Raw genomic sequence first — 22792 nt, forward strand, 5'->3', positions numbered from 1 at the left:
TCGGGACGGTCAACGCAACCACCACGGGCCGACCGGGCGAGGCGGCGCGCATCCGCTGCCCGGTGTGGGCCGGGGTCGGGTCGGAAGACCCGATCTCGGACCTTGGCGCCAAGGACGTCGGCGAGGGGCTGGAGGTACAGCTCGGCCCAGTCGCCGCCGGAGGGGTAGGTGGCACCGTCGGGCGCGGTCCAGCCGGTGGGGGCGAGGAGCTTCTCGGCCGCCGGGTCGACCACCTCGGACCAGGTGGAGAAGAGGCGTACGTGGGCCCAGTCGCGGGTGGCGGTGCCCGCGCGGGGGCCGGCTTCGAGGACCAGCGGGGTGAGGCCGCGGGCGGTGAGGTGGGCGGCGGCGGCCAGGCCGACGGGTCCGGCGCCGATGACCACGGTGGGCAGGTCGGCGGTGGTGGCAGGCGCGTTCACGGCCGGCTCCTCTGTTTCGACATCCGTCGATGGCTTGCGTTGCCAGCATGCCACCTGCTCCCCTGCTGGAGTCCGAGGCCGCCGCACCGTGCTGCCCGCCCCTGACGGAGCGCCCGTTCACGGCCGAGGAGGCCGAGCGGACAGCCCTCATGTTCAAGGCCCTCGGCGACCCGGTGCGCCTGCGGCTGCTCTCCGCAGTCGCCTCTCACGAGGGCGGCGAGGCGTGCGTCTGCGACATTTCCGACGTCGGCGTCTCCCAGCCCACCGTCTCCCACCACCTCAAGAAGCTGCGCGAGGCCGGGCTGCTCTCCTCCGAGCGGCGTGGCACCTGGGTCTACTACCGGGTCGAGCCCGCGGTGCTCGCCGCGATGGGACAGCTCCTGACCCGCGCGGCCGCAGCCTGAGCATCACCATCACGCGGCCGCGGCATCGCGGGCCGGCTCCTGGCCGCCCTCGTGGAGTCGACCGAGACCGGCTCGTCCTCGCCGTTCGTACGTAAGGTCCGGGGAGTCGGCCCTCCGGCTCGTGGGTGGAGCCGTGCTCTTCCCGGGCCGACGCCGGACCGCGCGACACACCGGGTCCCGCCATACCGCCGACAACCGGCCGAACCGGTCGCAAGCCTCCACGAAAACAAACTGGTTGACTGGTTTTCTCCGGCTCGGTCCCACTACATTGGCTCCGGACGAGCAGCCGTCAACGGGAGACGACACGTGGCCAGGGCCAGGCAGGAACGAGCCGAGAACACCCGTCAGGCCATTCTGGACGGCGCCGCCGCAGCGTTCGACCGCTGCGGTTTCGAGGGCACCAGCCTCAGCGACGTCGTCAGGCACGCCGGTGTCACCAAAGGCGCCCTCTACTTCCACTTCCCGTCCAAGGAAGCCCTCGCCCGTACCCTGATGGAGGAACAGTTCCAGGTCGCCGAGGGGCTCTCCGCCCCCGAGGACCGCGGCCTGCAGACCGTGATCGACCTGACCCACCGGATGGCACACGCCCTGCGCACGAGCGTCCGCGTCCGCGCCGGCGTCCGCCTGGTCATCGAGTTCGGTTCCTTCACCGATCCCGACCCTTTCTCGTACAACACCTGGATCGACACCTGCCGGAGCTGCCTGGGTCCGGCCCAGGCCGCCGGCGACGTGCACCCGGCGCTCGACGTCCACGACCTCGCCACCTTCATCGTCGGCTCGTTCACCGGCATCCAGGTCACCTCGCACGTCCGCACGGGGCGCGAGGACCTCCACACCCGCGTCACGGACTTGTGGAGCTACCTCCTGTCCGCCATCACGCCCGCCCCACGCATCCCGCTCCACGACCCGGCGGGCTCATCCGACTGCCGGAGCGGCCTCGCCCTCCCCGCCCCCCGTCCGGCCGCGATCGGCTGACCACAGATCCAGGGCGGCCTCGCCCACGTCACGGCGAACCACGGGGGTGCTCACCAGAACGTGACGAGGCCGCCCTGACCCACTCCCCCGGGAACGAGCGTCATCCCGACGGGGCGGCCGGGGCCCGCCGCTCCACGGGCCCGCTCGGGCCGGCCGCATCGGCTTCGGCGAGGGGGCCGTTGGGGCCGCTGACGCCCGCGTTGTTGACGAGGCCGGTCACCGGGCCCAGGCCGCGGCGGCCTCGAAGAGGCGGTCGACCTCGGCTTCGTCGGCGGTGTCCACGCGGACCGCGGTGCAGCGGCGGCCCGAGTCCCGGACGGTCCGGGCGACGTCCTCGGCGGCCCGGGCGTCGGAGTGGTAGCCGAGTACGACGTCGTGGCCGTCGGCCGCGAGGCGAGCGCAGATCGCGGCGCCGATGCCGCGGCTGCCGCCGGTGACGACGGTGACGGGCTGCTGGTGCACGGGAGGCCTCCGTCCGCTCGCGCCACGCCCCACGGGCATGATCCCCCGCATCCTATGACGGGCCCGTATCCCAGCGGCGCCTGCCGAGCGCCCACGTCGGCGCGGCCATCGCTATCAGCGTCCTGGTCCTCCTCGGCGGGTACGGCGAGCTGTCCGGCGGAGGTGTCGCATGACGACAAGGCCGCGGGCCGACGACAAAGCCGCGGGCCGGGGCGTAGTCCGTCGTCACCCCGGGCGGACAACGAGCGCGACGGGGGTCCGCGCGGGATTCGGCGGCAGGCGCAGGGGGCGCCGGCCCGGGGTGAGGGAGCCGAGCACGCGCGGCCCGTCGGCGCCGGTGCACTCGGGGGCGTTCCCCGGCAGCCCGTGCAGGGTGAGGAAGCCGAGGACGGCGAAGGCGTACGCCTCTTTCTCCGCGGCCGGCAGGCCCAGCGCGCCGGAGGTCAACAGGGCGGTTCCGGCGGCCAGTTCCTGCCGGAGCATCGCCATCAGGACGGGGTTGCGGGTTCCGCCGCCGGAGGCGATGACCTCGGTGGCGCCGAGCGGGCGCAGTGCGTCGGCGACGGTGCGGGCGGTGAGGCGGGTGAGCGTGGCGAGGAGGTCGGGGGGTGCGAGCGTGCCGAATCCTTCGAGGGCGGTGCGCAGGTATTCGGCGTGGAAGAGTTCCTTGCCGGTGGTCTTGGGCGGGGGCAGGCGATAGTACGGTTCGGCGAGCAGCCTGCGCAGGAGCGGGGTGTGGACCCGGCCGCGGGCCGCGAGGGCGCCGTCCTCGTCGTAGCCGGCCCGGCCGGAGGTGGTTTCGCGTACGGCGGCGTCCAGCAGGGCGTTGCCGGGGCCGGTGTCGAAGGCCACGGGCGTTCCCGTCGCGGGCAGGGCTGTGAGGTTGGCGATGCCGCCGATGTTCAGGGCGGCGGGTGCGCCGGGCCGTCCGCGCAGCAGCATGGTGTCGATCAGGCTGACCAGCGGGGCTCCCTGTCCGCCGGCGGCGACGTCGCGGGGGCGGAAGTCGGAGACGACGGGGCAGCCGGTGGCTTCGGCGATCCAGGCGGGCGCGCCGAGCTGCAGGGTGCCGTGGACCCGGCCTCCGGAGACCCAGTGGTAGACGGTCTGGCCGTGCGAGGCGATCAACTCCGCTCTTCCGCCGCACAATTCGCGGTCGGCGCGGACGGCCACCGCGGCGAAGGCCTGTCCGATCCCGGTGTCGAGGCGGCATACGTCGGCCATGCTGGTGGGCGAGGGCGGCAGGGCCGCGGCGAGCGCGCGGCGCAGGGCGGGTTCGTAGGGGGCGCTGACCATGCCGTGGGGCGCCAGGCGCAGGACGGACCCCTCGTCGTGGAGGGTGAGGTCGGCGGCGGCGGCGTCGACGGCGTCGTGGGAGGTGCCCGACATCAGGCCGACCACCCTCATCGCAGGGGCCTGCGGTGGTCGTCGCCGCGCAGGCTCGCCAGGGCCAGCGCGCTGAGGGCGCAGGCTCCTGCGGCGTAGTAGGCGGGGATGTCGGGGTCACCGGTGAGGCGGGTCAGGGCGGTGATGACGAGGCCGGCGCAGCCGGCGAACACCGCGTTGGCCCCGGCGTACGCGAGCCCGAGCCCGGTGCAGCGGACCGCGGCGGGGAACATCTCGGCGAGCATGGCGGGCCCGGGGCCGGCGAGCAGGCCCACGCTCGCACCCGCGCAGGCAAGGGCGGCGAGCTTGGCCGTGACGGCGGCGTCGGGGTCCTGGAGCAGGTGGAGCAGCGGGAAGGCGAGCAGGGCGACGGCGAGGGCTCCCGCGAGCATCACAGGGCGCCTGCCGATGCGGTCGCTGAGCGCTCCGGCGGGGAGGATCGAGGCGGCGAAGCCGAGGTTGGCGAGGGCGGTGGCGATCAGGGCCTCCTGGAACGACGCGCCGAGCGTGGCCTGGAGGTAGGAGGGCAGGACGACGAGGAAGGTGTAGCCGGCCGCGGACCACCCCATGACGCGCCCGACGCCGAGGGTGACGGCGCGGACGGTGTCGCCCACCGCCGGAACGGGGGGCGGGTGGACGGCCGGCGGGCTGCCGGTGATCGGGTCGGCGGGGGGTCGGCCGGCGGGCAGCGGGGCGGCGGGCAGCGGGGTGGCGGGCAGCGGTGGTCCGGGCGGTTCCGTCAGTCCGGTGCGCAGCCAGAGGGCGGCCAGGCCGAGCGGGAGGGCCAGGAGGAACGGGACGCGCCACCCCCAGTCGTTCAGGGCCGCCGGAGAGAGCACCGAGGCCAGCAGGGCGGCCGTACCTGCGCCGGCGAGCAGCCCGAGCGCGACGGTGAAGGACTGCCAGGCGCCGTGCCGCCCGCGCCGGCCGGGCGGCGCGGCTTCCGTCATCAGGGCGACGGCGCCGCCGAACTCCCCTCCGGCGGAAAGGCCTTGCAGGACGCGCAGCAGCGTCAGCAGCCAGGGGGCGGCCGCGCCGGCCGTCGCCTGGGTCGGGAGGAGGCCGATCAGGGTGGTGGCGAGGGTCATCAGGGCGATGGCGAGGACGAGGGCGGGTTTGCGGCCGGCCCGGTCGGCGATGCGGCCGAACAACAGGGCTCCGGCGGGGCGGAAGAAGAAGGCCAGGGCGAAGGACGCGTACGTGGTGACCAGCGGTCCCGCACCGCCTGCGCCGGCACCGGCCGGCGGGGTGAAGAAGTGGGCGGCGATGACCGTGGCGAAGCAGCCGTAGACGCCGAACTCGTACCACTCGACGAAGTTGCCGACCGACCCTGCGAGCAGCGCGCGGCGCGGGTGGGTGGCGGCCGGCGGCGCGGGGCGCAGTACGAGAGGGGTCACCCGTGCTGGGTGCCCGCTCCGCGCGGCCGCGATGCCGGGTGGCGCACGGGTTCAGCAGATCGGCCCCGGCCCGGCGCCACCGCGCGGCCCGTCCGGCCGCGGTGGGCGCGGGCACGCCGTGGCGTGCCGCCCGTGGCGCGTCGGGCCGCGGGATCGGGGCCGGGGGGGTGGCGGGCGGCGGGCTTCTGCGGCGAGGTCCCCGCCGCCTGCAGGGGGCCTCCGGGCCGGCGGGCCGGTCCCGTCGGCGCGCAGGGGGCATCCCGTTCGGCGGGCCGTTCCCGTACGCGCGCCGGGCGGCGGCCGGAGGGGACTGCGGGTCGCGGTCGAGGGTGGGGCCGGCGGGGGCCTCAGTGGGGCGCCGCGGCCTTGGCGACGGCCTCCGCGAAGCGCTGCAGGCCGCGCAGCTCGTCCCGTAGGAACAGGTTCGGCTCGATCAGTTCCAGCTCCATCAGCACGGGCTCACCGGCGTCGTCCAGTGCCAGGTCGACCCGGGCGAACAGGGGGACGTCGGGTAGGGGAACCGCCCCCAGGGCGCTCCGCGCCGTACGGAGCTCCGCGTCGGTGGGCCGGTGCGCGGTGACGCCCGGGTGGGCCACCCGGGCGTTGTCGATCACCCCCGCCTCGGTGAGCAGGGGGCCCTTGCGGATCGCGTGGCTGTAGGCGCCGGCGAAGAACACGAGGGCCCGCTCGCCCTCCTGTACCCGGTGCAGATACGGCTGGACCATCACGGTGCGGCCCTGGTCCAGCAGCATCCGGGCGTGGCGCGCGGCGTCCGCGTGCCGGCCGGGCTCGTAGCGGGCGGTGTCGCGGGCGCCGGCGGAGACCGCGGGCTTGACCACGACTCCCCCGGGCCGGTCGAAGTCGGCCTGCGCGCACGGTTCGCCCGGTTCGACGAAGCGGGTCGGCACGACGGGCACCCCGCGCCCCGCGAGGTCGGCGAGGTAGCGCTTGTCGCTGTTCCAGTGCACCAGGGATGCCGGGTTCCACAGGCGGGTCGCCCCGGCCGTCGCGTCGGCCCAGGCGAGGAACTCACCGAGCCGTCGCGCGTAGTCCCAGGTCGACCGGATGACCGCCAGGTCGAAGCGGTCCCAGGCGGTGTGTCCGGCGTCCCAGGCGACGGCCTCCGCCGCCAGCCCGTCGGCGCGCAGTGCCTCGACGATCAGCGGGAGGTCCGCGTCGTGCTCGAAACCGGCGTCACTCGTCACGACCGCGACCCTGGCGGCACCCATGGCTTCCTCCGTCGTCGTGCGCGGGCGGCCCCCGGCGCGTGTCCGATCATACGAAGAGGGGGCGCGGGGCCCGAACCCCCTGCCGGGCATCCGCCAAGGGGCCGCGGTGCACGTCGGGAGGTGTGGTCAGTCGCCCGCCCGCCAGAGGGTGGTGATGTTGCAGAACTCCCGGATGCCGTGCCCCGACAGCTCGCGCCCGTATCCCGAGCGCTTGACGCCGCCGAAGGGCAGCGCCGGGTGGGAAGCGGTCATGCCGTTGACGAAGACGCCGCCGGCCTGCAGGTCGCGTACGCAGGCGTCGACGTCCCGCTCGTCGCGGGTCCACACATTGGAACTCAGGCCGAAGGGGGTGTGGTTGGCGCGCTCGATCGCCTCTTCCAGGCCGGCGACGCGGTAGAGCGTGGCGACGGGGCCGAAGGTCTCCTCCTGGTCGATGCGCATGGCCGCGGTGACGTCGGCGAGGACCGTGGGCTCGTAGAACCAGCCCGCCTCGCGGTCCCGGGGCCGTCGGCCGCCGCACAGGACGGCGGCTCCGTGGCGGACCGCGTCGTCGACGAGTTCCTCGAGGTCGGCGCGGCCCTTTTCGGTGGCGAGGGGGCCGACGTCGGTGGCCTCGTCCATCGGGTCTCCGACGGTGAGCGCGGCCATGCCGGCGGTGAAGGCGTCGGCGAACTCCTCGTAGACGTCGGTGTGGACGATGAAGCGTTTGGCGGCGATGCAGGACTGGCCGTTGTTCTGCACGCGTGCGGTGACGGCGGTCCTGGCGGCGCGGGCGACGTCCGCGGAGGGAAGGACGACGAAGGGGTCGCTGCCGCCGAGCTCCAGAACGGTCTTCTTGACCTCGTCGCCGGCGACGGAGGCGACGGCGCGGCCGGCGGGCTCGCTGCCCGTCAGGGTGGCGGCGGCGACCCTGGGGTCGCGCAGCACCTTCTCGACGCCGTCGGAGCCGATGAGGAGCGTCTGGAAGCAGCCGCGGGGGAAGCCTGCCCGGTGGAAGAGGTCCCCGAGGTAGAGGGCCGTCCGGGGGACGTTCGAGGCATGTTTGAGGAGTCCGGTGTTGCCGGCCATGAGGGCGGGCGCGGCGAAGCGGACGACCTGCCAGAGGGGGAAGTTCCACGGCATGACGGCGAGGACCACGCCGAGCGGCCGGTACCGGACCCGTACCGAGGCGGCTCCGGAGTCGTGGACGTCGGGCTCGGTGGGGTGTTCGTCGGCGAGCAGCGCTTCGGCGTGGGCGGCGTACCAGCGCATGGCCTTGACGCACTTGGCGGCTTCCGCGCGGGCCGCGGCGAGCGGTTTGCCCATCTCCGTGGTCATGGTCCGCGCGATCTCCTCGTTGTCCTCCTCCAGGAGGTCGGCGGCCCGGAGCAGGAGCGCGGAGCGTTCGGTGAAGCCGGTGGTGCGGTAGGTCGCGAACGCCGCGGCGGCCTCGGCGAGGCACTGCTCGACCTCGTCGGGGGTCTGTGCCGGGAAGGTCCGCAGGATCTTTCCGGTGGCCGGGTTCACGGTGGCGATGGGCATGGCTCGGTTCCTCCCTGGGGGCGGGCTCGCCTGTCGACCCTCCCCCGCGCGCGGCCGGGCCGCAACGCGAGTGCGGGTCGGCCGGTCAGGAGGCGTCGTGGAGGAGCTCGGGGCCGTCGTTGCGGACGTTGTTGACGGCGGTGGAGACGGCGCGCGCGTTCAGCCGGCCTCCTGCCGGGGTGCCGAGGAGGGCGCGGAGCTCGTCGGGGTCCTGGTGGGTGGGGTCGAGCCAGGCGTCGTAGTCGGCGGGTGCGATGGCCAGCGGCATGCGGGGGTGGGCGCGGCCCGCCGCGTCCACGGCCTCGGTCGTGATGATGGTGCAGGTGGCCAGCCAGGCCGCCGGGTCGTCGTCGTCCGCGACCTCGTGGTCGCGCCAGAACTCGTACAGTCCGGCCATGGCGAGCACCGAGGCGTCCTCGGGGCTGATGAAGTACGGCTGCTTGTAGGCCTTGGCCGTCCCGGTGGCCGGGACGGCCTCCCACTCGTAGAAGCCGTCCGCGGGCAGCAGGCAGCGGCGCTTGGCGAAGGCGCGGCGGTAGGCGGGCTTCTCGTGGACGGTCTCCGCGCGTGCGTTGATCATCTTGGCGCCGGTGTCGGGGCGCTTGGCCCAGGAGGGGACCAGTCCCCAGCGCAGCGGGCGCAGGCCGCGCTCCACGGCGCCGGTCTCCCGGTCGGGGCGCTCCAGGACCGCCCATACCGGGTCGGTCGGGGCGACGTTCCAGCTGGGGGCGAGGGTCTCGGCGGGGTCCCGGCGGGTGACCGAGAACAGGTCGGCGAGGTCCCCGGGACCGCGGGTGGAGGCGTATCGGCCGCACATGTCCTCCACTGTCCCACCTGGCGGGGCCCCGAGCCGCGGGAACGGGGAAGATCCGGGGCGGGTTGGGGAGGTTCCGGTGCGGGGACGGGGAAGATCCGGCGCGGCGGCGGGGAGGTTCGGCTTGTATACGCGGCCGTTCGGGTTTTCGTGTGCAGAGCGCCGCGGACGGGGCAGGGGCGCGGGTGACCGGTCAGGCCCGATCACCGGGCCGCCCGAGAGAGGACGGACACCGTGGCACGACCCAGGATTCTCGTGGTGGGCGCCGGCTTCGCCGGAGTGGAGTGCGTCCGCAGGCTGGAGCGCCGGCTCTCACCGGAGGAGGCGGACATCTCCCTGGTCACGCCGACCTCCTACCAGCTGTACCTGCCGCTGCTGCCGCAGGTGGCGTCGGGGGTGCTGACCCCGCAGTCGATCGCCGTCTCGCTGCGGCGCAGCCGCCGGCACCGGACCCGGATCGTGCCCGGTGGCGCGATCGGCGTGGATCCCGCGGCGAAGGTCTGCGTCATCCGCACGATCACCGGTGAGGTGACCGAGCGGGCGTACGACCACCTGGTGCTGGCTCCCGGCAGCATCACCCGTACGTTCGACATCCCGGGGCTGACCGAGCACGCGCGGGGCATGAAGACCCTGGCCGAGGCCGCCTACCTGCGGGACCACGTGATCGCCCAGCTGGACCTGGCCGATGCCAGCCAGGACGACGCGGAGCGGGCCGCCCGGCTCTGCTTCGTCGTCGTCGGCGGCGGTTACGCCGGGACCGAGACGGCGGCCTGCCTGCAGCGGCTGACCCACCACGCGGTGAAGCGGTACCCGCGGCTGGACCCCCGGCAGATCAGCTGGCACCTCCTGGACCTGGCGCCCCGGCTCATGCCCGAGCTCGGCGACTCCCTCGGGAAGGCCGCCCTGGACATCCTGAGCCGGCGCGGCATCGAGGTGTCCCTGGGTGTGAGCGTCGCCAAGGCGGGCCCGGAGGAGGTGACCCTGACGGACGGACGGGTGCTGCGGAGCCGGACCCTGATCTGGACGGCCGGAGTGGCCGCGAGCCCGCTGGTGGCCACTCTGGACGCGGAGACCGAGCGCGGCCGCCTGGTGGTGACGCCGGAGCTGGGCGTGCCCGGTGCGCCGGGGGTGTTCGCGCTGGGCGACGCGGCGGCCGTGCCCGACCTCGCGGCCGGCAAGGACGGTGCCATCTGCCCGCCGACGGCCCAGCACGCGCTGCGGCAGGGGCGCACGGTCGCGGAGAACCTGATCGCGACGTTGCGCGGGCAGCCGCTGCGGCCGTACTCCCACCGGGACCTGGGTCTGGTGGTGGACCTCGGCGGCACCGACGCGGTGTCCAAGCCCCTGGGCATCCCGCTGCGGGGCCTTCCGGCGCAGGCCGTGGCCCGCGGGTACCACTGGTCGGCGCTGCGGACGAACGTCGCCAAGACCAGGGTGCTGACGAACTGGATGCTGAACGCGGTGGCCGGGGACGACTTCGTCCGTACCGGCTTCCAGCGGGCGAGGCCGCCGAGCCTGCGGGAGTTCGAGTTCACGGACGCCTACCTGACGCCCGCCGAGGTACGCGCCCACACGGCGGCCCTGCGGGCGTCCGCGGGGTGAGCCGCCCGGCCCGGCGCTGCCGCGGGCAGCGCCGGGCCGGGGTGGCACGGGTGGATCCGGGTGCCGGTCCGGACTCAGGTGTTGACTCAGGTGTTGACGCAGACGTTGCCGGCCGCCGGGTTCAGGGCGCCGACCAGGTTGACGCTGTTCCCGCAGAGGTTGATCGGGATGTGGACCGGGATCTGGACCACGTTGCCCGACAGCACGCCCGGCGAGCCCACGGCGATCCCGTCGGCGACCGCGTCGGCCGAGGCCGTGGAAGCCCCGCCCAGAACGACCAGGCCGACTGCCAGGGCAAGACCCGCACTCTTCCAAACACGCGACACGTGACATCTCCTCGCAACTGCCGTAGCGGAGCCGTGGCACCGCCCGGCCCCGGCAGGGGCCGACACCCTTCATTTCGGCAGTCCGGTCCCCGTTGGCCCGCCCCGGCGGGCCGGTTCCCCCGAACGGAGACGGCGGGCTCCTCTGTTCGGCGGCAGGCGCCGTGCCGGGGTGCGTACCGGGTCCCGTAGGCTCGGCGGATGGCGAAGTACTTCGACGTTCACCCCGACAACCCCCAGCAGCGCACCATCGGCGGCGTTGCCGACCTCATCCGCTCCGGCGCGCTCGTCGCGTACCCGACGGACTCCTGTTACGCGTTGGGCTGCCAGATCGGCAACCGCGACGGCATCTCCCGGATCCGCTCGATCCGCAACCTCGACGACCGTCACCACTTCACCCTGGTGTGCGAGAACTTCGCGCAGCTCGGCCAGTTCGTGAACTTCGACAACGACGTGTTCCGCGCGATCAAGGCGGCCACGCCCGGAAAGTACACCTTCATCCTCCCGGCGACGAGGGAGGTGCCGCGTCAGCTGCTGCACCCGAAGAAGAAGACGGTCGGCGTCCGGATCCCCGACCACGTCGTGACGCAGGCGCTGCTCGCCGAACTGGGGGAGCCGCTGCTCTCCAGCACGCTGCTGCTGCCCGACGAGGACGAGCCCCTGACGCAGGGCTGGGAGATCAAGGAACGGCTCGACCACCAGGTCGACGCGGTGGTCGACTCCGGTGAGTGCGGCACCCAGCCGACCACGGTCATCGACTTCTCGGGCGGCGAGGCCGAGATCGTGCGCCGCGGCGCCGGCGACACGTCCCGCTTCGAGTAGGCACGCCGGACGGCGCCCCGGAGGCGGCCCCGGACCGGCGGGTGGCGCCGGACCGGCGGCCCCGCGGCCGCCCGCCCGGGGCCCCTCGTCCGGAAGCACCCCCTCCGGGGCGGGTCCGACCCCCGGGCCCGGGTCAGGTGGTCGGGTGCAGGCGGGCCGGCGAGAGCCGGTCCTCCTGCGGGCGGGCGTCCACGGCGGCCAGGGCGCTGCCGGCCAGCCAGGTGCGCCAGTCCACGTTCCAGTCCCCGAAGCCGTTGTCGAAGGGGGCCATCTTCTCGCCGCCGCTGTTGACCACCTCGACGATGTCCCCTTCGCGGACCGTCCCGAAGAACCAGGCGGCGTCCTCGGTGCTCATGCCCGTACAGCCGTGGCTGACGTTCTCCTCGCCCTGTGCCTCGACCGACCACGGCGCGGCGTGGACGTACTCCCCGCTCCACGTCACGCGGGTCGCGTAGAAGACGGGGAGGTCGTAGAACTCCTTGGTGCCGCGTTTGATGCCGATGGAGTCCCCGCGCATCCGGACCTTGTGCTCCTTGCGCAGTACGACCTTGACGCCGCTGCGGGTGCGGAAGCCCTCCTTGCCCGTGGTGACCGGGATCGTCCGGAGGACCCGTCCGTTGCGGCGCACGGTCATCTCGTGGGCGGCGGCGTCGGTGACGGCCTCGATCCGGTCCCCGATGGTGAACTGCAGTCCGGCGGAGGGGCCGCCGTACTCGCCCTCCCCCACCTGGACGCCGTCGAGCCCGCTGCGGACGCGGACCACCGTGTGGGCCGGCCAGTACGTGCGCGGGCGGAAGTGCAGGGTGGAGTCGTCGACCCAGTGCCAGGCCCCCTCGACCCGGGGTTCCGAGGTCACCTGGAGCGCCTGTTCCAGCCGGGCGCGCGCCAGGGGGTCTCCGGCGGGGACGGGGTGGCTGAGGGCCGCCGTCACGATCGTCCCCGCACCGTAGGTTCCTGGGCGGGGCCCGAAGGCGACCGTGAGCCGGCTCCCCGCGGCGGGCGGAGCGGTGCGGAAGTGCAGGGTCGCCCCGACCGGTGCGCCTGCCGCGTCCTGGGCGCCGACCTGGAGGGTGTAGGCCTCCCCCGCCCGCAGCGGCTCGGCGTTCAGCCAGCGGCGGCCTTCGTGGGTCAGCTCGCCCGCCAGGTGCCTGCCGTGGCCGTCGCGCACGGTCACGTCGGTGAGGCGGCCCGGGTCTGCGAGGCCGATCTCCAGCGGTGCGCCCGCGTCGGTGGGAAGGGCATCGCTCCGGGCCGCGCGCTCGGCGTCCGCCAGGGCGGGCGTGCGCAGAACGGACGCCACTCCGGCCGCGGTGGCCAGGACCCGCTGCTCCCGCCATCGGGTGCACAGGGCCGGCCGGAAGGTGTGCACGGCGCACCAGCGGTCGGCGTCGCGGCGCCCGTCGTCCAGCGCCCTGCCGACCAGCAGGGTCACCGCCGCGCCGGGCCGGGGGGCGGCGGACGCCCGGGCGCCGGTGTCGGCCCCGGGCGCCCGTCCCGGTGCCGCGGCGACGAGCAGCATGGCCCCCGTGGCCGCGGCCACGGCGCCCCAGGCCGGGGCGAAGGGGGTCCGCCCCTGCCTTCGGTTCCGCTGTGTTCGTCGCGTTCGTGACATAGCCACGCAGCCCTCCCAGATCTCGCACGGCCGGATGGGAGCATCAAAACGATCGGGAGCCAAAATGATGATCATGAACGCGGCCTTGCGGCCGAACGGGGACCCGAAGATGACTCGGACGGAGCACACGAGGCCCCCGCCGACGGGCCGGACCGGACCGGTCCGGGAACCCGACCGCCGTCCGGTGCGTCGTCCACGACGTGCAGAGCACATGAACGCATGAACGCATGAACGCTACGAACGGACGGGGGCGGGGGCGTGCGGGGAGGGCGGGGCGCACAGGGAGGGGGGTGGTCCTGGGCGGGCGGGCGCATACTCGCCGCACTCGCGGTGCTGACGGCGGCGCTGCTCGCCTTCCACTCCGCCGTGCCCGACGGCGCGGGCCGTCTGGGAAGCCTGCGGTCGTCGTGGCGCTGTCCGCTCCCGCCCTGTGGCGGCGTTCGGCGACCGCGGCCGTGGCCCTGCTGCTGCCTGCGGCCGTGTGGGCGTACCACTTCGGCGGGCTGCTGCTTCCGGTGGAACGGGAGGCGCCCGACCTGGTGGTGGTCCAGCACAACGTCAGCGACGAGAACACCGACCCGGCGGGCACCGCGCGTGCCCTGATCCGGGCGGCGCCGCAGTTGATCGCCCTGGAGGAGCTGACGCCCGCCGCGCTGCCGCTCTACGCGTCCGCCCTGGCGGCGCGGTACCCGCACCACGCGGTCGAGGGCACCGTGGGGCTCTGGTCGACGTACCCGCTGGCGGGCGTGCGGCGGCTCGACATCAGACCGCACGGCATCGGGGAGGGCTGGAACCGGGGGCTGCGGTCCGCCGTACGCACTCCGCACGGTGAGATCGCCGTGTACGTGGCCCACCTGCCCTCGGTCCGCCTCGGGCCGCACGGCTTCGGCTCGGGCCCCCGGGACGAGAGCGCCCGTCTGCTGGGGGCGGCCGTCGGCGCCGAGCCGCTGGACACGGTGGTGCTGCTCGGCGACCTGAACGGCACGGTGGACGACCGCGGTCTGGCCCCGGTGACCTCGCGGACGGGACCGCCGCGCCGCGGTCTCGCCTTCAGCTGGCCGGCTGCCTTCCCGGTCTCCCGGATCGACCAGGTCTTGGCCCGGTCGGCGACCGTCTCCGACATCCGGACCCTGCCGGCCACGGGCAGCGACCACCTTCCGGTGGCCGCCCGGATCCGGTTCGACTCCCCGTCGGTGTCGGAGCGCACGGCGCATGCAGACGCGGGGCCACCGGTCCATGCCGTGCGCCGCCTCCTGCCGGCGGATCTGCCGCAGGCCGGGGGTGAGCTCGTCCTCGGCCGGCGTCCGGAACCCGCAGCGTGCGTAGTACGGGGCGTTCCAGGGGATTTCGGCGAACGTGCCTGCGGGATCGGGCCCCGTGCCGCTCGCCGCGGGGGCGGCGAACCGCTCCCGCGGCGGGCAGCGGGCACGGCATACTCGGAGGATGGCTGACACCACCGCGGTCGAGCTCGACACCGATGTCCACGACCGGCTCGCCGTCCTCGCCGCGGCGCGCGGGCTGGGCCTGCCGGCCTACCTCGCCGAGCTGGCCGCCGCCGAGGAGCGGGAGGCCGGACTGGCGCGGGCCACGCACGCCTTCGAGCGGGCGGTGGGGCGGCCCGGTTTCCGCGAGGCCTTCGCGCTCGACTTCGGCCCCGGGCGGACGGGCGGACGGGCGGCCCGGGGGGCGTTCTCGTAGTGCCCGGTCAGGCTGGCCGTGCTCGGTCAGGCCGGCCGCCTGCCTCCGCCCCTGTTCCCCCGCCCTGTTCCCGGTCGGCCTCCGCATGGAACCCTCCGGGGTCGTTGCCCGCCGGCGGCCGGCTCGACGTCCGAGGATCGGGCGGGCGGCCCGCGGACACGTCGGGCCTGTGCGCCGGGAACCCTCCCGGTCGCGCGCCGGAGCGGCGGTCAGCGTCCGCCGAGTCGGGCCGTGCGGCCGTCCTGCGCGGACAGCGCGGCGCACGACGGGCCCGGGACGGGCGCGCGGCGGGCGTCCAGCAGGCGGGAGCGGCTCTCGGCCCAGGTCAGCAGGGTGCGTACGAGGGCGGCGCGAATCCCGTCACGGGTGAGCGCGGGGCCGCAGTGGGGGCCGCCGAGCGAGGTGGTGAAGGCCGGTTCGTGCTGGAAGGCCAGCAGGAGCTCGGTGCGGTGGTGGGAGCGGCCGCGCGTCAGCGGGAGCAGCAGCCGGTGCGCGGCCTCCGCCGGGATCAGCCGGGGTGAGGGCGGTCGGACCAGGCCCTGGTCCGCGGCGAAGTCCAGGCAGAGCTCGACGGCCTCGCGTACCGTCGGCGCCTGCGGTCCGGCGGTGAGCCAGTACTCGCCTTCGGTCACTGCGCCGCGGATGAGGTCGGCCGCGGCGCGGGCGACGTAGTCCTGCGGGACGAGGTCGATGCGGGTGTCCGCCGCGCCGGGGAGCACCGGGAGCCGTCCGAGGACGAGCGAGCCCAGCAGCGCGGTGAAGCCCCCGTTCCCTGCGGTCCGGCCGGTCCGCGAGTCGCCCATGACCACCGAGGGGCGCAGGACGACGCCGGGCACCGCGGCCTCGCGCACCGCCTGTTCGGCCGCCCGCTTGGACTCCAGGTAGGCGGCGGCGCCGGGGAAGCGCTCGCGGTCCCGCGGATGCAGTTCGCCCGCGGCGTAGGCGGTGCTGACGTAGTGGAAGGGGGCTCCGGCCCGTTCGGCGAGGTCGAGCACGTGCCTGGTGCCCGACACGTTCGTACGCCTGATCTCCCCCGGTGACTTGCGCCAGTCGGTCTCGGCGGCGCAGTGCAGCACGATGTCGACGCGGGCGGCCAGTTCCTCGCGCTCGGCCGGGGCGAGGCCGAGGCCGGGGGCGAGGAGGTCCCCGGCGATCTCGCGGACCCGGGGGTCGCCGATCGGGTTCCGGCGCCGCAGGCAGACGAGGTCGTGGTCCGCGGCCAGTTCGTCGACGAGTGCGCGGCCCAGCACCCCGGCACCGCCCGTGAGCAGGAGGGTCGGGCGCGGTGCGGGGCGCGTGCGGGCAGGGGGCAAGGTCATGGGTGGTCCCTTTCGACGGGGTGCGGTCGGTACGTGGCGGGCGCGGCGTCCGCGGCGGCTGCGACGGGTGCGGTGCGACACCGCTCCGGCTCCGGCTCCGGCACTTCGCGGCACCTCCTGTCGTACTCCCGTGGGAGGTGTCGTTTCGTCCGGTCGAGTCCCCGAGGAGGCTGCGGCCGCCTGGTCGAACGGTCCCGTCTTGATCACGTCTGACACCCCAACGACCCATTTACGCCCGGGTCGCGGAAGTCATCACATGAACAACCCTTTGGAGTGAGCGCATTGCGCCGTCGGTCACCGGACAGCCAGGCGCCCCGCGTCCATGACGGCGGTACGGGCTGCCGGCGCGGCCGCCGCGGCGAGGTCGTGTGTGATGAACACCAGGGCCAGTCCACTGCGTTCGCGGAGCCCGGCGAGCGGTTCGAGGACGACCCGTCGGGCCGCGGGGTCGAGACCCGAGGTGATCTCGTCGCAGACCAGGACCCGCGGCCGGGCCGGCAGGGCCCGCGCCAGCGCGGCCCGCTGGAGTTCGCCGCCGGACAGCTCCCCTGGCTTCCGTCGCACCGTGGTCGCGCGGAGCCCCGGTTCCCCCGCGGTGCGCAGGGCTTGTGCGTGCGCGTCCGCCCGGTCCGCGCCACGCAGCCGGACCGCCGTCCGCGCGATCTGGTGGAGGACGGGTCGGCGTTCGTCGAAGGCGGCCCTCGCTCCCTGGAACACGTACTGGACGGCTGCCAGTCGGGTGCGGCTGCGGGACCGGATTCCGGGCGGGAGCGGCGCACCGTCGAGGGGACCGAACCCAGACCAACGCTATCCGAAATCGTTTTCATTTCTCATAGTGGGACAGGTGCCGTCGCGGGGAGCGGCCTATGCTCGGAGGAGGGTCTGATCCGATCCCCGGAGGGCGGCTGTCATGACCGAGGCGAGCGAAGCGGTCCGGGCGGACCGCACCCTGAAGGAGAAGCACCGCGCCATGTGGGCGCTCGGCGACTATCCGGCCGTCGCCTCGCGCGTCATCCCGGAGCTGGGCTCCGTACTCGTCGACGAGTGCCGGATAGGGCGCGGCGACCGGGTGCTGGACGTCGCGGCGGGCTCGGGCAACGCCGCCATCGCGGCCGCCTTGGCCGGGGCCCACGTGGTGGCCTCCGACCTCACTCCCGAGCTGCTGGAGGTCGGGCGGCACCTGGCCGCCGTACGCGGGGTCGAGCTGGAGTGGCGGGAGGCCGACGCGGAGGCCCTGCCCTTCGCGGACGGCGAGTTCGACACCGTGATGTCGTGCGTCGGCGTGATGTTCGCCCCGCACCACCGGGTGGCCGCCGACGAACTGCTCCGGGTCTGCCGCAGCGGTGGCACCGTGGGGCTCGCCAACTGGACTCCGGAGGGATTCGTCGGCCGGATGTTCGCCGCGATGAAGCCCTTCGCGCCGCCGCCACCGCCGGGGGCGCAGCCGCCCCCGTTGTGGGGCGACGAGGAGCACGTCCACGAACTGCTCGGCGACCGGGTCCGCGACGTCGTCGCGCGGCGCCGGACGGTTCGCGTGGACCGCTTCGCCGAGCCGGCGCAGTTCCGGGAGTTCTTCAAGGCATGCTACGGACCGACGATCGCCGTGTACCGCAACGTCGAGGGTGATCCCGACCGGACCGCCGCGCTGGACGAGGCCCTGGACGCACTCGCCCGCGACCATCTGGCGGACGGCGCGATGGAGTGGGAGTACCTGCTGCTCACCGCCCACCGGAACTGAGCCCGCGCCGCTGCGCGCACCGGCCGTACGAGCAGGCGCGCGCCGCGCTCGATCCCGCCGAACCGCGTTCCTGTGCGGGCCTGCTGCGCAGGACGGCGGCCGCGGTGGCCCTGCCCGCCGGAGCGGCGGCACCGGAGCCCGTGGTGTCCTCTACCGCGTCGGCGCCGCCCCTCTCCCGGGCCGCCCGCACCCTGGCGGGCGAGGCGGCGACCACGGCGCGGACCTCAGGACCCGTGCTCGGGCGCGATCATGGCGGTCAACCCGTAGCCGAGCTCCGAGCCGTCGACGAGCAGCGCCTCCACCGTGCGCGTTTCGGGGTCGATGTCGGCCTCCAGGCCCTGGCCGCGGTAGCGCGGGTAGCCCGAGGCGCCCGTCTCGCCCGTCGCCTCGACCACGGCCACCCTCAGGGCTTTGTCCGCGGGGTCGGCGCCCCGCAGGTTCTCGATGTGCCCGGGTACCAGCAGGATCTCGAAGCGCTGCGGCTGAGTGGTCATGGCCAGACGCTAGACATGCCTCCGGCGGGCAGGCAAGGACCGCCGTGCCCCGGCCGCGTCGTCCGCCCCGGCCACAGACCGGCGCTCCGCACACGCGGCAGAGCCCCCCGCCCCGTGGGGCGGGAGGCTCTGTGGTGTACGCGTCGGTGCCCGCCGTGGCGGCCTCGCGGCCGGTCCACGCCTGCGGGGGGTCGGACCCTGGGTCCGGGTGGAACAAGCCGGGGCCCCGTGGGCACTCGCGCGGGCGTCGGAGGCCCCGGCTCGCGAAGGGGACTGCGTCAGCTGCCGGCGGAGAGGTTGCCCGAGAGGACCGGGATGTTCTCCAGGATGTGGGAGAGCGGCTCGTCGCCCTTGGCCTGGGTGGAGTTCTCGGTGCACTGCTGGTTCTGCGGGTTCGACAGGACGTTGATGTCCTGGACACCGACGTTGACCAGGGCGATCAGGGACTGGAGGTTCAGCTTGGCCGGCAGGCCGATGCAGGGCTTGTTCAGCGTGCCCTGGACCAGGCCGAGCTGCGGGCTGAGGTCGCCGCGGGTCGCCTGGTTGCCGTAGATCTGCTGGGCACCGTTGCCGTTGACGGTGTTGACCCCGTTGTCGTTGCCGATGGCCATGGCCGGGGCCGCGACGGCGGCGCCCGCCCCGAGGATCGACGCGGTGGCGGCAGCGGTGGCCAGCATCTTCTTGATCATCATAAGTCTCTCTGTGGCACGAGTGCAGGGTGGTGAACGCCTTGATCAACGTGCCGCGCCCCGGGAGGTTGCGCCGCTTCACCCGAACAGCCGTCTCGCCGCCCCGGGGCGACGGCCCTCCGGGCCGGCCGGTAGCGTCGGCCGCCGGACGCTGAGAGGCAGGTGGGCAGAGGTGGCCGCACGGTACGTGACGGAACTGGTGGAGGCCTTCGAGCGGTACGCGGAGCGGCCCGCACTCGGTGTCGGCCCCGACGTCGCACGGTTCTCCCAGGTGCTGGACGGGGTCCACCGGCTCGCGGGGGCCCTCGCGGAGGCGGGGGTCGGGCGGGGGTCCGGGCTGGCCTGCGTGGCGGGGCGGAACCGGCCCGAGCTGTTGACGGTCCGGATCGCCGCCCATGTGCTCGGGGCCCGGCTGACGCAGGTGGTCACCGGACCGGCGTCGTACGGGCTGGACTTCGTCCTGCGGGACTGCCGGCCCGACCTGGTGGTGCACGACGTGCCGGTGCCGGAGACCGGGGCGCCCCGGATCGGCCTGGACGAGCTGGTCCGGCGGGCCGCCCGGCGGCCGGCCGCGCCGATGCCCGTACGGGCCCGCGAGGAGGACGTCGCCCGGGTGACCTACACGAGCGGCACGACGGGGCGCCCCAAGGGCGTCGCCTCCACCTTCGGCGCGATGGCCGCGCGGAGCTCCGTACGCCCGGCGGGCTGGGCGGAGCCGGTCCACCTCTCGGTCACCTCGCTGGCGCAGCGGGCCGGCGGGCGGTGCCTGGAGCAGTTGCGGGCGGGTGGCCGCGTGGAGGTCCTCGAACCGTTCGCGCCGCGGGAGTTCGCCGCCGCCTGCCGGCGGCTGGGCCGGGTCTCGACGTACCTGACGACCTCCATGGTGTACCGGCTGCTCGACGATCCGGCGACCGCCGGCGGCGTGCCCGGTCTGGAGACCGTGTCCTACGGGGACTCGCCGATCCACCCCGAGCGGCTGCGGGAGGCGGTGACCCGCTGGGGATGCCGGTGGCAGCAGGGCTACGGCATGAACGAGGCGGCGGTGATCTGCAGGCTGACCCCCGCGGACCACGACGCGGCGGTGGCAGGCCGCCCGGAGCTGCTGGCCTCCGTCGGACGGCCCGTCCCGGGGGTGGAGGTCCGGGTACGGGACGGCGACGGCGCGGAGGTCCCCGAGGGGTGCACCGGAGAGGTGTGGACCCGGTCGGCGGCGGTGATGGCCGGGTACTGGGGGCAGCCCGCGCTGACCGATGAGGTGGTGCGCGAGGGGTGGTTGCGGACCGGGGACCTGGGGCACTTCGGCGGCGACGGCTACCTCTACCTCGACGACCGGGTCAAGGACGTGGTGATGGTCGACGGCGACAACGTCTACTGCCTGCCGGTGGAGGCGGCGCTGACCCGGCATCCGGGGGTGGCGCGGGCCGTGGTCGTGGGCCGCCACAGCGACCGCACGGGCGAGGAGGTGTGCGCCTTCCTCGTCCCGGCCGCGGGACGGCCTCCGGGCCCGGGGACGGCGGCGGAGGCCTGTGACCTGGTGGAGCAGGCGCTGGCTCCGGCGCACCGGCCCACGGCGGTGTTCTGGGAACGGGACATCCCGCTGACCGCGCGGGGGAAGCCGGACAGGCACCGGCTGCGGGAACGGCTGCGGCTCGGCGCTCCGCCGGCTTCCCCGGAGCGTCAGGCGTAGACCACGCTGACCTGGCTGAAGCCGAGGGAGCGCAGCAGCCCTTCGAGCATGGCGGCGGTGTTCTTCTCCGCCCGCTGGGTGAGGCCGCTGTCGCGGGCGGCCTCGGCGATGTGCTGGACCGCCAGCTTCTGGACGGCCTGTTCGCCGGACGGGTTGGCGGAGAAGAAGTCGCCGAGGCGGTCCAGCAGACCGCGCTCCTTCGACACCGCGTAGGACCGGTCGGGGTCGATGGCCGGGTCGCCGAGGGCGGCGTGCGGCAGACGGAGCTCGGCCCGGGTGCGGTCCTCGCTGACGGTCACGCTCCGCTCGTCGAGCCCTCCGAGGTCCACGTACGCGCTGACCGTGCCGGCGCCCACGTACAGGGTGCGGGTACCCCGGACGGCGTCGGGCAGCAGCCTCGCGTCCTTCTCCAGGTCCACGACGACCTGGTAGTTGCCGGCCGCGCCCTCGTAGCGGCTCATGTCCTGGACCGCCTGGAGCACGGCGGGGCCGGTGCGGTCCCGGGTCTTCTCGCCGAAGAGGCCGCCGAGTCCCGGCAGCAGGCCGAGGGGGCCGGTGACGACGACGAGCAGCGCGGCCAGGGCGAGCAGCCCGGCCGCGAACCACACCGGACGACGGGAGCCAGACTTTCCCGACTTCCGTGCTTCCTCCGGTAGTTCAGCGGATCTCTGCATACCCTCCGGATGCCCCGTCCGGGCCCGGCCATCCCCGAGACGGCCCGCCTTCGCCCGCGCCTTCGCGGGCCTCGGCCGGGGGATCGGCTGTGCTTCCGTCCGGCCCCCGGTCCGCCCCCGCCCCGTGGGTCCGCTCACCGCCCGGTGTCACCGGGCGCCCCGGCTGTCGTAGACCGTGATGCACAGGGCTTTCATCGCGGACTCCGCCCGGTCGGCGTCCAGGCCGTGGTCGATGGCTTCCAGCGCTGCCGCCGCGGACACCTGGACCGGGTGCGGCAGGCCCTCGTACGCGGAGATGCGGTAGGCGAGGGTGCGGCGCGCGCTGCGCTCCTCCTCGGTCACCCCTCCGGAGACGAGGGGGAAGACCGCTGCCCGGTAGTTCGCGATGCCGACGAGGACCGCGTCGGCGAGTCCTTCCGCGTAGCCGTCCACCGGAGCCGCCGCCCGCTCGGGCCGGAAGAGGGCGAAGACCTGGCGGCGGGCCAGGAAGGCCCCCGCCCCCGCGCCGAGACCGGCCGCGACCGCGACGGCCGCGGCCATCAGCCGGCCGCCCAGGAGGAGCCCGAGGCACGCTCCCCCGGCCACCGCGCTCGTGACCAGTACGCCGGTGATCATCAGATGGATGCGCGTGGCGATCGGGGACTTCATCCCAGCAGTATGCACAGCCCGGCCGCGGCAGCCGGCCGGATCCGGAAGCGGAGGAACCCGCCCCGGCGGCCGGTACGGGGCATCCTCCGTCCGGGGGACCGTGCGGTGCGCCGGACGGCCGCGCGGCGGACGGCGGCGCAGGGTCGGTCGCGGGGCCGCACCGCCTGCGCGTCCCCGGACAGCCGTAGAGATGGGAAGCCGAAGATGCGCATGTTCAGGAAGTTCGCCGTGGCAGGCACGGCGGCCGCTGCGTCTGCCGTCCTCTTCGCCGGGAGCGCGCTCGCGGCGAACGCGTACGCGTACGCCGACGGCCTGGTCGTCAGCTCCGTCGGCCTGAAGGTGCGCGCGAACGCGACCACCGCCTCCCGCGTGGTCGGCACCCTCGCCCCGCGGCAGAAGGTCCGCCTGGCCTGCCAGGTCCAGGCCAACTGGGTCGAGGGCAACAACGTCTGGTACCGGCTGCACGGCCGGCCGGGCTGGGTGTCGGCCCGCTACGTCCACAACTACACCAACGTGCCCTGGTGCTGACCGCGCGGTCCGGCGGCGCCGGTACGGGGCGGTGGCCCGCCCGCTGACCGCGGCCCGGCGTCGCGGCCCCGCTCCCCTATCGGCGCAACCGGGCTGGCGCCCCGCGCCGCGGAGCGCGAGGATGGCGTACACGGAGAGGGGACGCCGGCGCCGAACGCGCGGCCCCTCACCTCCCAGACCAGGGCTCGGCCGGATACCCCCCCCCTCCGGCCGGGCCCTGCCCCGTGTCCGGCCCGCGCGGGCAGGGCCCCCCATCCTTAACGGAACGTTAGATCTCCCGGTCCGCGCTTGTCGGCGTACGACGGCGTGCCGATGCTCTGGATGGTCCCCGTCCGTCCGGTGCGGGGCCTG

At 74.8% G+C, this 22792-nt stretch carries 21 protein-coding genes and 4 pseudogenes; 9 read left to right on the forward strand and 16 right to left on the reverse strand.

The window, feature by feature from the left end; all coding sequences use genetic code 11:
* Positions 1 to 419 (reverse strand): FAD-dependent oxidoreductase (locus ACFWU6_RS31085; protein WP_383984503.1); only part of this gene is annotated, 419 nt, incomplete at its 3' end.
* A gap of 47 nt (positions 420 to 466) precedes the next feature.
* Here ACFWU6_RS31085 and ACFWU6_RS31090 point away from each other — a divergent pair.
* Complete coding sequence (locus tag ACFWU6_RS31090) at positions 467 to 823, forward strand: ArsR/SmtB family transcription factor (RefSeq protein WP_383984506.1); 357 nt, start codon at positions 467 to 469, stop codon at positions 821 to 823.
* A gap of 306 nt (positions 824 to 1129) precedes the next feature.
* The gene (locus tag ACFWU6_RS31095) at positions 1130 to 1798 is read left to right on the forward strand and encodes a ScbR family autoregulator-binding transcription factor (RefSeq protein ID WP_383984509.1); all 669 of its coding nucleotides are present in this window, start codon (positions 1130 to 1132) and stop codon (positions 1796 to 1798) included.
* 148 nt (positions 1799 to 1946) lie between these two features.
* On the opposite strand, the pseudogene ACFWU6_RS31100 reads toward ACFWU6_RS31095, so the two are convergent.
* The 6 genes and pseudogenes from ACFWU6_RS31100 to ACFWU6_RS31125 all read right to left on the reverse strand — a co-directional run.
* A pseudogene (locus ACFWU6_RS31100) lies at positions 1947 to 2299 on the reverse strand (SDR family NAD(P)-dependent oxidoreductase); the annotation flags it as partial.
* Positions 2300 to 2485: 186 nt separating this feature from the next.
* Entirely contained in the window at positions 2486 to 3667 is a 1182-nt protein-coding gene (locus ACFWU6_RS31105; RefSeq protein WP_383984512.1) for an anhydro-N-acetylmuramic acid kinase, read from the reverse strand.
* On the reverse strand, positions 3664 to 5043 hold the full coding sequence (locus ACFWU6_RS31110; RefSeq protein WP_383984515.1) for an MFS transporter: 1380 nt from the start codon (positions 5041 to 5043) through the stop codon (positions 3664 to 3666). The genes ACFWU6_RS31105 and ACFWU6_RS31110 overlap by 4 nt, the downstream gene beginning before the upstream one ends.
* A 347-nt stretch (positions 5044 to 5390) precedes the next feature.
* Positions 5391 to 6272, reverse strand: a complete 882-nt coding sequence (locus ACFWU6_RS31115; RefSeq protein ID WP_383984518.1) for a RimK family alpha-L-glutamate ligase — start codon at positions 6270 to 6272, stop codon at positions 5391 to 5393.
* Positions 6273 to 6398: 126 nt separating this feature from the next.
* Entirely contained in the window at positions 6399 to 7793 is a 1395-nt protein-coding gene (locus ACFWU6_RS31120; protein WP_383802855.1) for an NADP-dependent succinic semialdehyde dehydrogenase, read from the reverse strand.
* 85 nt (positions 7794 to 7878) lie between these two features.
* Complete coding sequence (locus tag ACFWU6_RS31125; RefSeq protein ID WP_383984521.1) at positions 7879 to 8610, reverse strand: SOS response-associated peptidase; 732 nt, start codon at positions 8608 to 8610, stop codon at positions 7879 to 7881.
* Positions 8611 to 8841: 231 nt separating this feature from the next.
* Between ACFWU6_RS31125 and ACFWU6_RS31130 the strand changes: the two genes are divergently transcribed.
* The gene (locus ACFWU6_RS31130) at positions 8842 to 10209 is read left to right on the forward strand and encodes an NAD(P)/FAD-dependent oxidoreductase (protein WP_383802859.1); all 1368 of its coding nucleotides are present in this window, start codon (positions 8842 to 8844) and stop codon (positions 10207 to 10209) included.
* Positions 10210 to 10295: 86 nt separating this feature from the next.
* On the opposite strand, the gene ACFWU6_RS31135 is transcribed toward ACFWU6_RS31130, so the two are convergent.
* Positions 10296 to 10535, reverse strand: coding sequence for a chaplin (locus ACFWU6_RS31135; protein ID WP_383802121.1), 240 nt, complete (start codon positions 10533 to 10535; stop codon positions 10296 to 10298).
* Positions 10536 to 10733: 198 nt separating this feature from the next.
* Between ACFWU6_RS31135 and ACFWU6_RS31140 the strand changes: the two genes are divergently transcribed.
* Positions 10734 to 11354, forward strand: coding sequence for an L-threonylcarbamoyladenylate synthase (locus ACFWU6_RS31140; protein ID WP_383984525.1), 621 nt, complete (start codon positions 10734 to 10736; stop codon positions 11352 to 11354).
* A gap of 133 nt (positions 11355 to 11487) precedes the next feature.
* Here ACFWU6_RS31140 and ACFWU6_RS31145 read toward each other — a convergent pair whose 3' ends face one another.
* Positions 11488 to 12894, reverse strand: coding sequence for an Ig-like domain-containing protein (locus ACFWU6_RS31145; protein WP_383984528.1), 1407 nt, complete (start codon positions 12892 to 12894; stop codon positions 11488 to 11490).
* Between the two features lie 330 nt (positions 12895 to 13224).
* Between ACFWU6_RS31145 and ACFWU6_RS31150 the strand changes: the two are divergent.
* A pseudogene (locus tag ACFWU6_RS31150) lies at positions 13225 to 14144 on the forward strand (endonuclease/exonuclease/phosphatase family protein); the annotation flags it as partial.
* Between the two features lie 27 nt (positions 14145 to 14171).
* On the opposite strand, the pseudogene ACFWU6_RS31155 reads toward ACFWU6_RS31150, so the two are convergent.
* A pseudogene (locus ACFWU6_RS31155) lies at positions 14172 to 14324 on the reverse strand (GNAT family N-acetyltransferase); the annotation flags it as partial.
* An 85-nt stretch (positions 14325 to 14409) separates the two neighbouring features.
* Between ACFWU6_RS31155 and ACFWU6_RS31160 the strand changes: the two are divergent.
* A complete protein-coding gene (locus ACFWU6_RS31160; protein WP_383984531.1) occupies positions 14410 to 14664 on the forward strand; it encodes an antitoxin MazE7 in 255 nt (84 codons plus the stop codon).
* Between the two features lie 209 nt (positions 14665 to 14873).
* Here the strand turns inward: ACFWU6_RS31160 and ACFWU6_RS31165 are convergent, their stop codons facing one another.
* Together ACFWU6_RS31165 and ACFWU6_RS31170 are read right to left on the reverse strand one after the other, a co-directional pair.
* Positions 14874 to 15983 carry an SDR family oxidoreductase gene (locus tag ACFWU6_RS31165; protein ID WP_383984534.1) on the reverse strand — a complete coding sequence of 370 codons (1110 nt, stop codon included), beginning with the start codon at positions 15981 to 15983 and terminating at the stop codon, positions 14874 to 14876.
* Positions 15984 to 16277: 294 nt separating this feature from the next.
* Positions 16278 to 16769, reverse strand: a pseudogene (locus tag ACFWU6_RS31170) (ATP-binding cassette domain-containing protein); the annotation flags it as partial.
* 124 nt (positions 16770 to 16893) lie between these two features.
* Between ACFWU6_RS31170 and ACFWU6_RS31175 the strand changes: the two are divergent.
* On the forward strand, positions 16894 to 17721 hold the full coding sequence (locus tag ACFWU6_RS31175) for a class I SAM-dependent methyltransferase (RefSeq protein WP_383802104.1): 828 nt from the start codon (positions 16894 to 16896) through the stop codon (positions 17719 to 17721).
* A gap of 224 nt (positions 17722 to 17945) precedes the next feature.
* Here the strand turns inward: ACFWU6_RS31175 and ACFWU6_RS31180 are convergent, their stop codons facing one another.
* The gene (locus tag ACFWU6_RS31180; RefSeq protein ID WP_383984537.1) at positions 17946 to 18215 is read right to left on the reverse strand and encodes a hypothetical protein; all 270 of its coding nucleotides are present in this window, start codon (positions 18213 to 18215) and stop codon (positions 17946 to 17948) included.
* A 278-nt stretch (positions 18216 to 18493) separates the two neighbouring features.
* Positions 18494 to 18904, reverse strand: a complete 411-nt coding sequence (locus ACFWU6_RS31185) for a rodlin (protein WP_383802130.1) — start codon at positions 18902 to 18904, stop codon at positions 18494 to 18496.
* A 172-nt stretch (positions 18905 to 19076) separates the two neighbouring features.
* Between ACFWU6_RS31185 and ACFWU6_RS31190 the strand changes: the two genes are divergently transcribed.
* Positions 19077 to 20591 (forward strand): class I adenylate-forming enzyme family protein, encoded by a 1515-nt coding sequence (locus ACFWU6_RS31190; RefSeq protein ID WP_383984540.1) that lies wholly within the window; start codon positions 19077 to 19079, stop codon positions 20589 to 20591.
* Here the strand turns inward: ACFWU6_RS31190 and ACFWU6_RS31195 are convergent.
* Positions 20582 to 21265 (reverse strand): DUF4230 domain-containing protein, encoded by a 684-nt coding sequence (locus ACFWU6_RS31195; protein WP_383984543.1) that lies wholly within the window; start codon positions 21263 to 21265, stop codon positions 20582 to 20584. The genes ACFWU6_RS31190 and ACFWU6_RS31195 overlap by 10 nt on opposite strands.
* A gap of 147 nt (positions 21266 to 21412) precedes the next feature.
* On the reverse strand, positions 21413 to 21913 hold the full coding sequence (locus ACFWU6_RS31200; RefSeq protein ID WP_383802092.1) for a hypothetical protein: 501 nt from the start codon (positions 21911 to 21913) through the stop codon (positions 21413 to 21415).
* Between the two features lie 204 nt (positions 21914 to 22117).
* Between ACFWU6_RS31200 and ACFWU6_RS31205 the strand changes: the two genes are divergently transcribed.
* On the forward strand, positions 22118 to 22441 hold the full coding sequence (locus ACFWU6_RS31205) for an SH3 domain-containing protein (protein ID WP_383802089.1): 324 nt from the start codon (positions 22118 to 22120) through the stop codon (positions 22439 to 22441).
* The last annotated feature ends 351 nt before the right edge of the window (positions 22442 to 22792 follow it).

Source organism: Streptomyces sp. NPDC058674 (assembly GCF_042716505.1).
GTDB lineage: Bacteria > Actinomycetota > Actinomycetes > Streptomycetales > Streptomycetaceae > Streptomyces.

Coding starts and splice junctions, on each gene's coding strand:
- ACFWU6_RS31090 (WP_383984506.1), top strand. CDS start 467: ATGCCACCTGCTCCCCTGCTGGAGTCCGAGGCCGCCGCACCGTGCTGC.
- ACFWU6_RS31105 (WP_383984512.1), bottom strand. CDS start 3,667: ATGAGGGTGGTCGGCCTGATGTCGGGCACCTCCCACGACGCCGTCGAC.
- ACFWU6_RS31115 (WP_383984518.1), bottom strand. CDS start 6,272: ATGGGTGCCGCCAGGGTCGCGGTCGTGACGAGTGACGCCGGTTTCGAG.
- ACFWU6_RS31120 (WP_383802855.1), bottom strand. CDS start 7,793: ATGCCCATCGCCACCGTGAACCCGGCCACCGGAAAGATCCTGCGGACC.
- ACFWU6_RS31125 (WP_383984521.1), bottom strand. CDS start 8,610: ATGTGCGGCCGATACGCCTCCACCCGCGGTCCCGGGGACCTCGCCGAC.
- ACFWU6_RS31140 (WP_383984525.1), top strand. CDS start 10,734: ATGGCGAAGTACTTCGACGTTCACCCCGACAACCCCCAGCAGCGCACC.
- ACFWU6_RS31160 (WP_383984531.1), top strand. CDS start 14,410: ATGGCTGACACCACCGCGGTCGAGCTCGACACCGATGTCCACGACCGG.
- ACFWU6_RS31165 (WP_383984534.1), bottom strand. CDS start 15,983: ATGACCTTGCCCCCTGCCCGCACGCGCCCCGCACCGCGCCCGACCCTC.
- ACFWU6_RS31175 (WP_383802104.1), top strand. CDS start 16,894: ATGACCGAGGCGAGCGAAGCGGTCCGGGCGGACCGCACCCTGAAGGAG.
- ACFWU6_RS31180 (WP_383984537.1), bottom strand. CDS start 18,215: ATGACCACTCAGCCGCAGCGCTTCGAGATCCTGCTGGTACCCGGGCAC.
- ACFWU6_RS31185 (WP_383802130.1), bottom strand. CDS start 18,904: ATGATCAAGAAGATGCTGGCCACCGCTGCCGCCACCGCGTCGATCCTC.
- ACFWU6_RS31195 (WP_383984543.1), bottom strand. CDS start 21,265: ATGCAGAGATCCGCTGAACTACCGGAGGAAGCACGGAAGTCGGGAAAG.
- ACFWU6_RS31200 (WP_383802092.1), bottom strand. CDS start 21,913: ATGAAGTCCCCGATCGCCACGCGCATCCATCTGATGATCACCGGCGTA.
- ACFWU6_RS31205 (WP_383802089.1), top strand. CDS start 22,118: ATGCGCATGTTCAGGAAGTTCGCCGTGGCAGGCACGGCGGCCGCTGCG.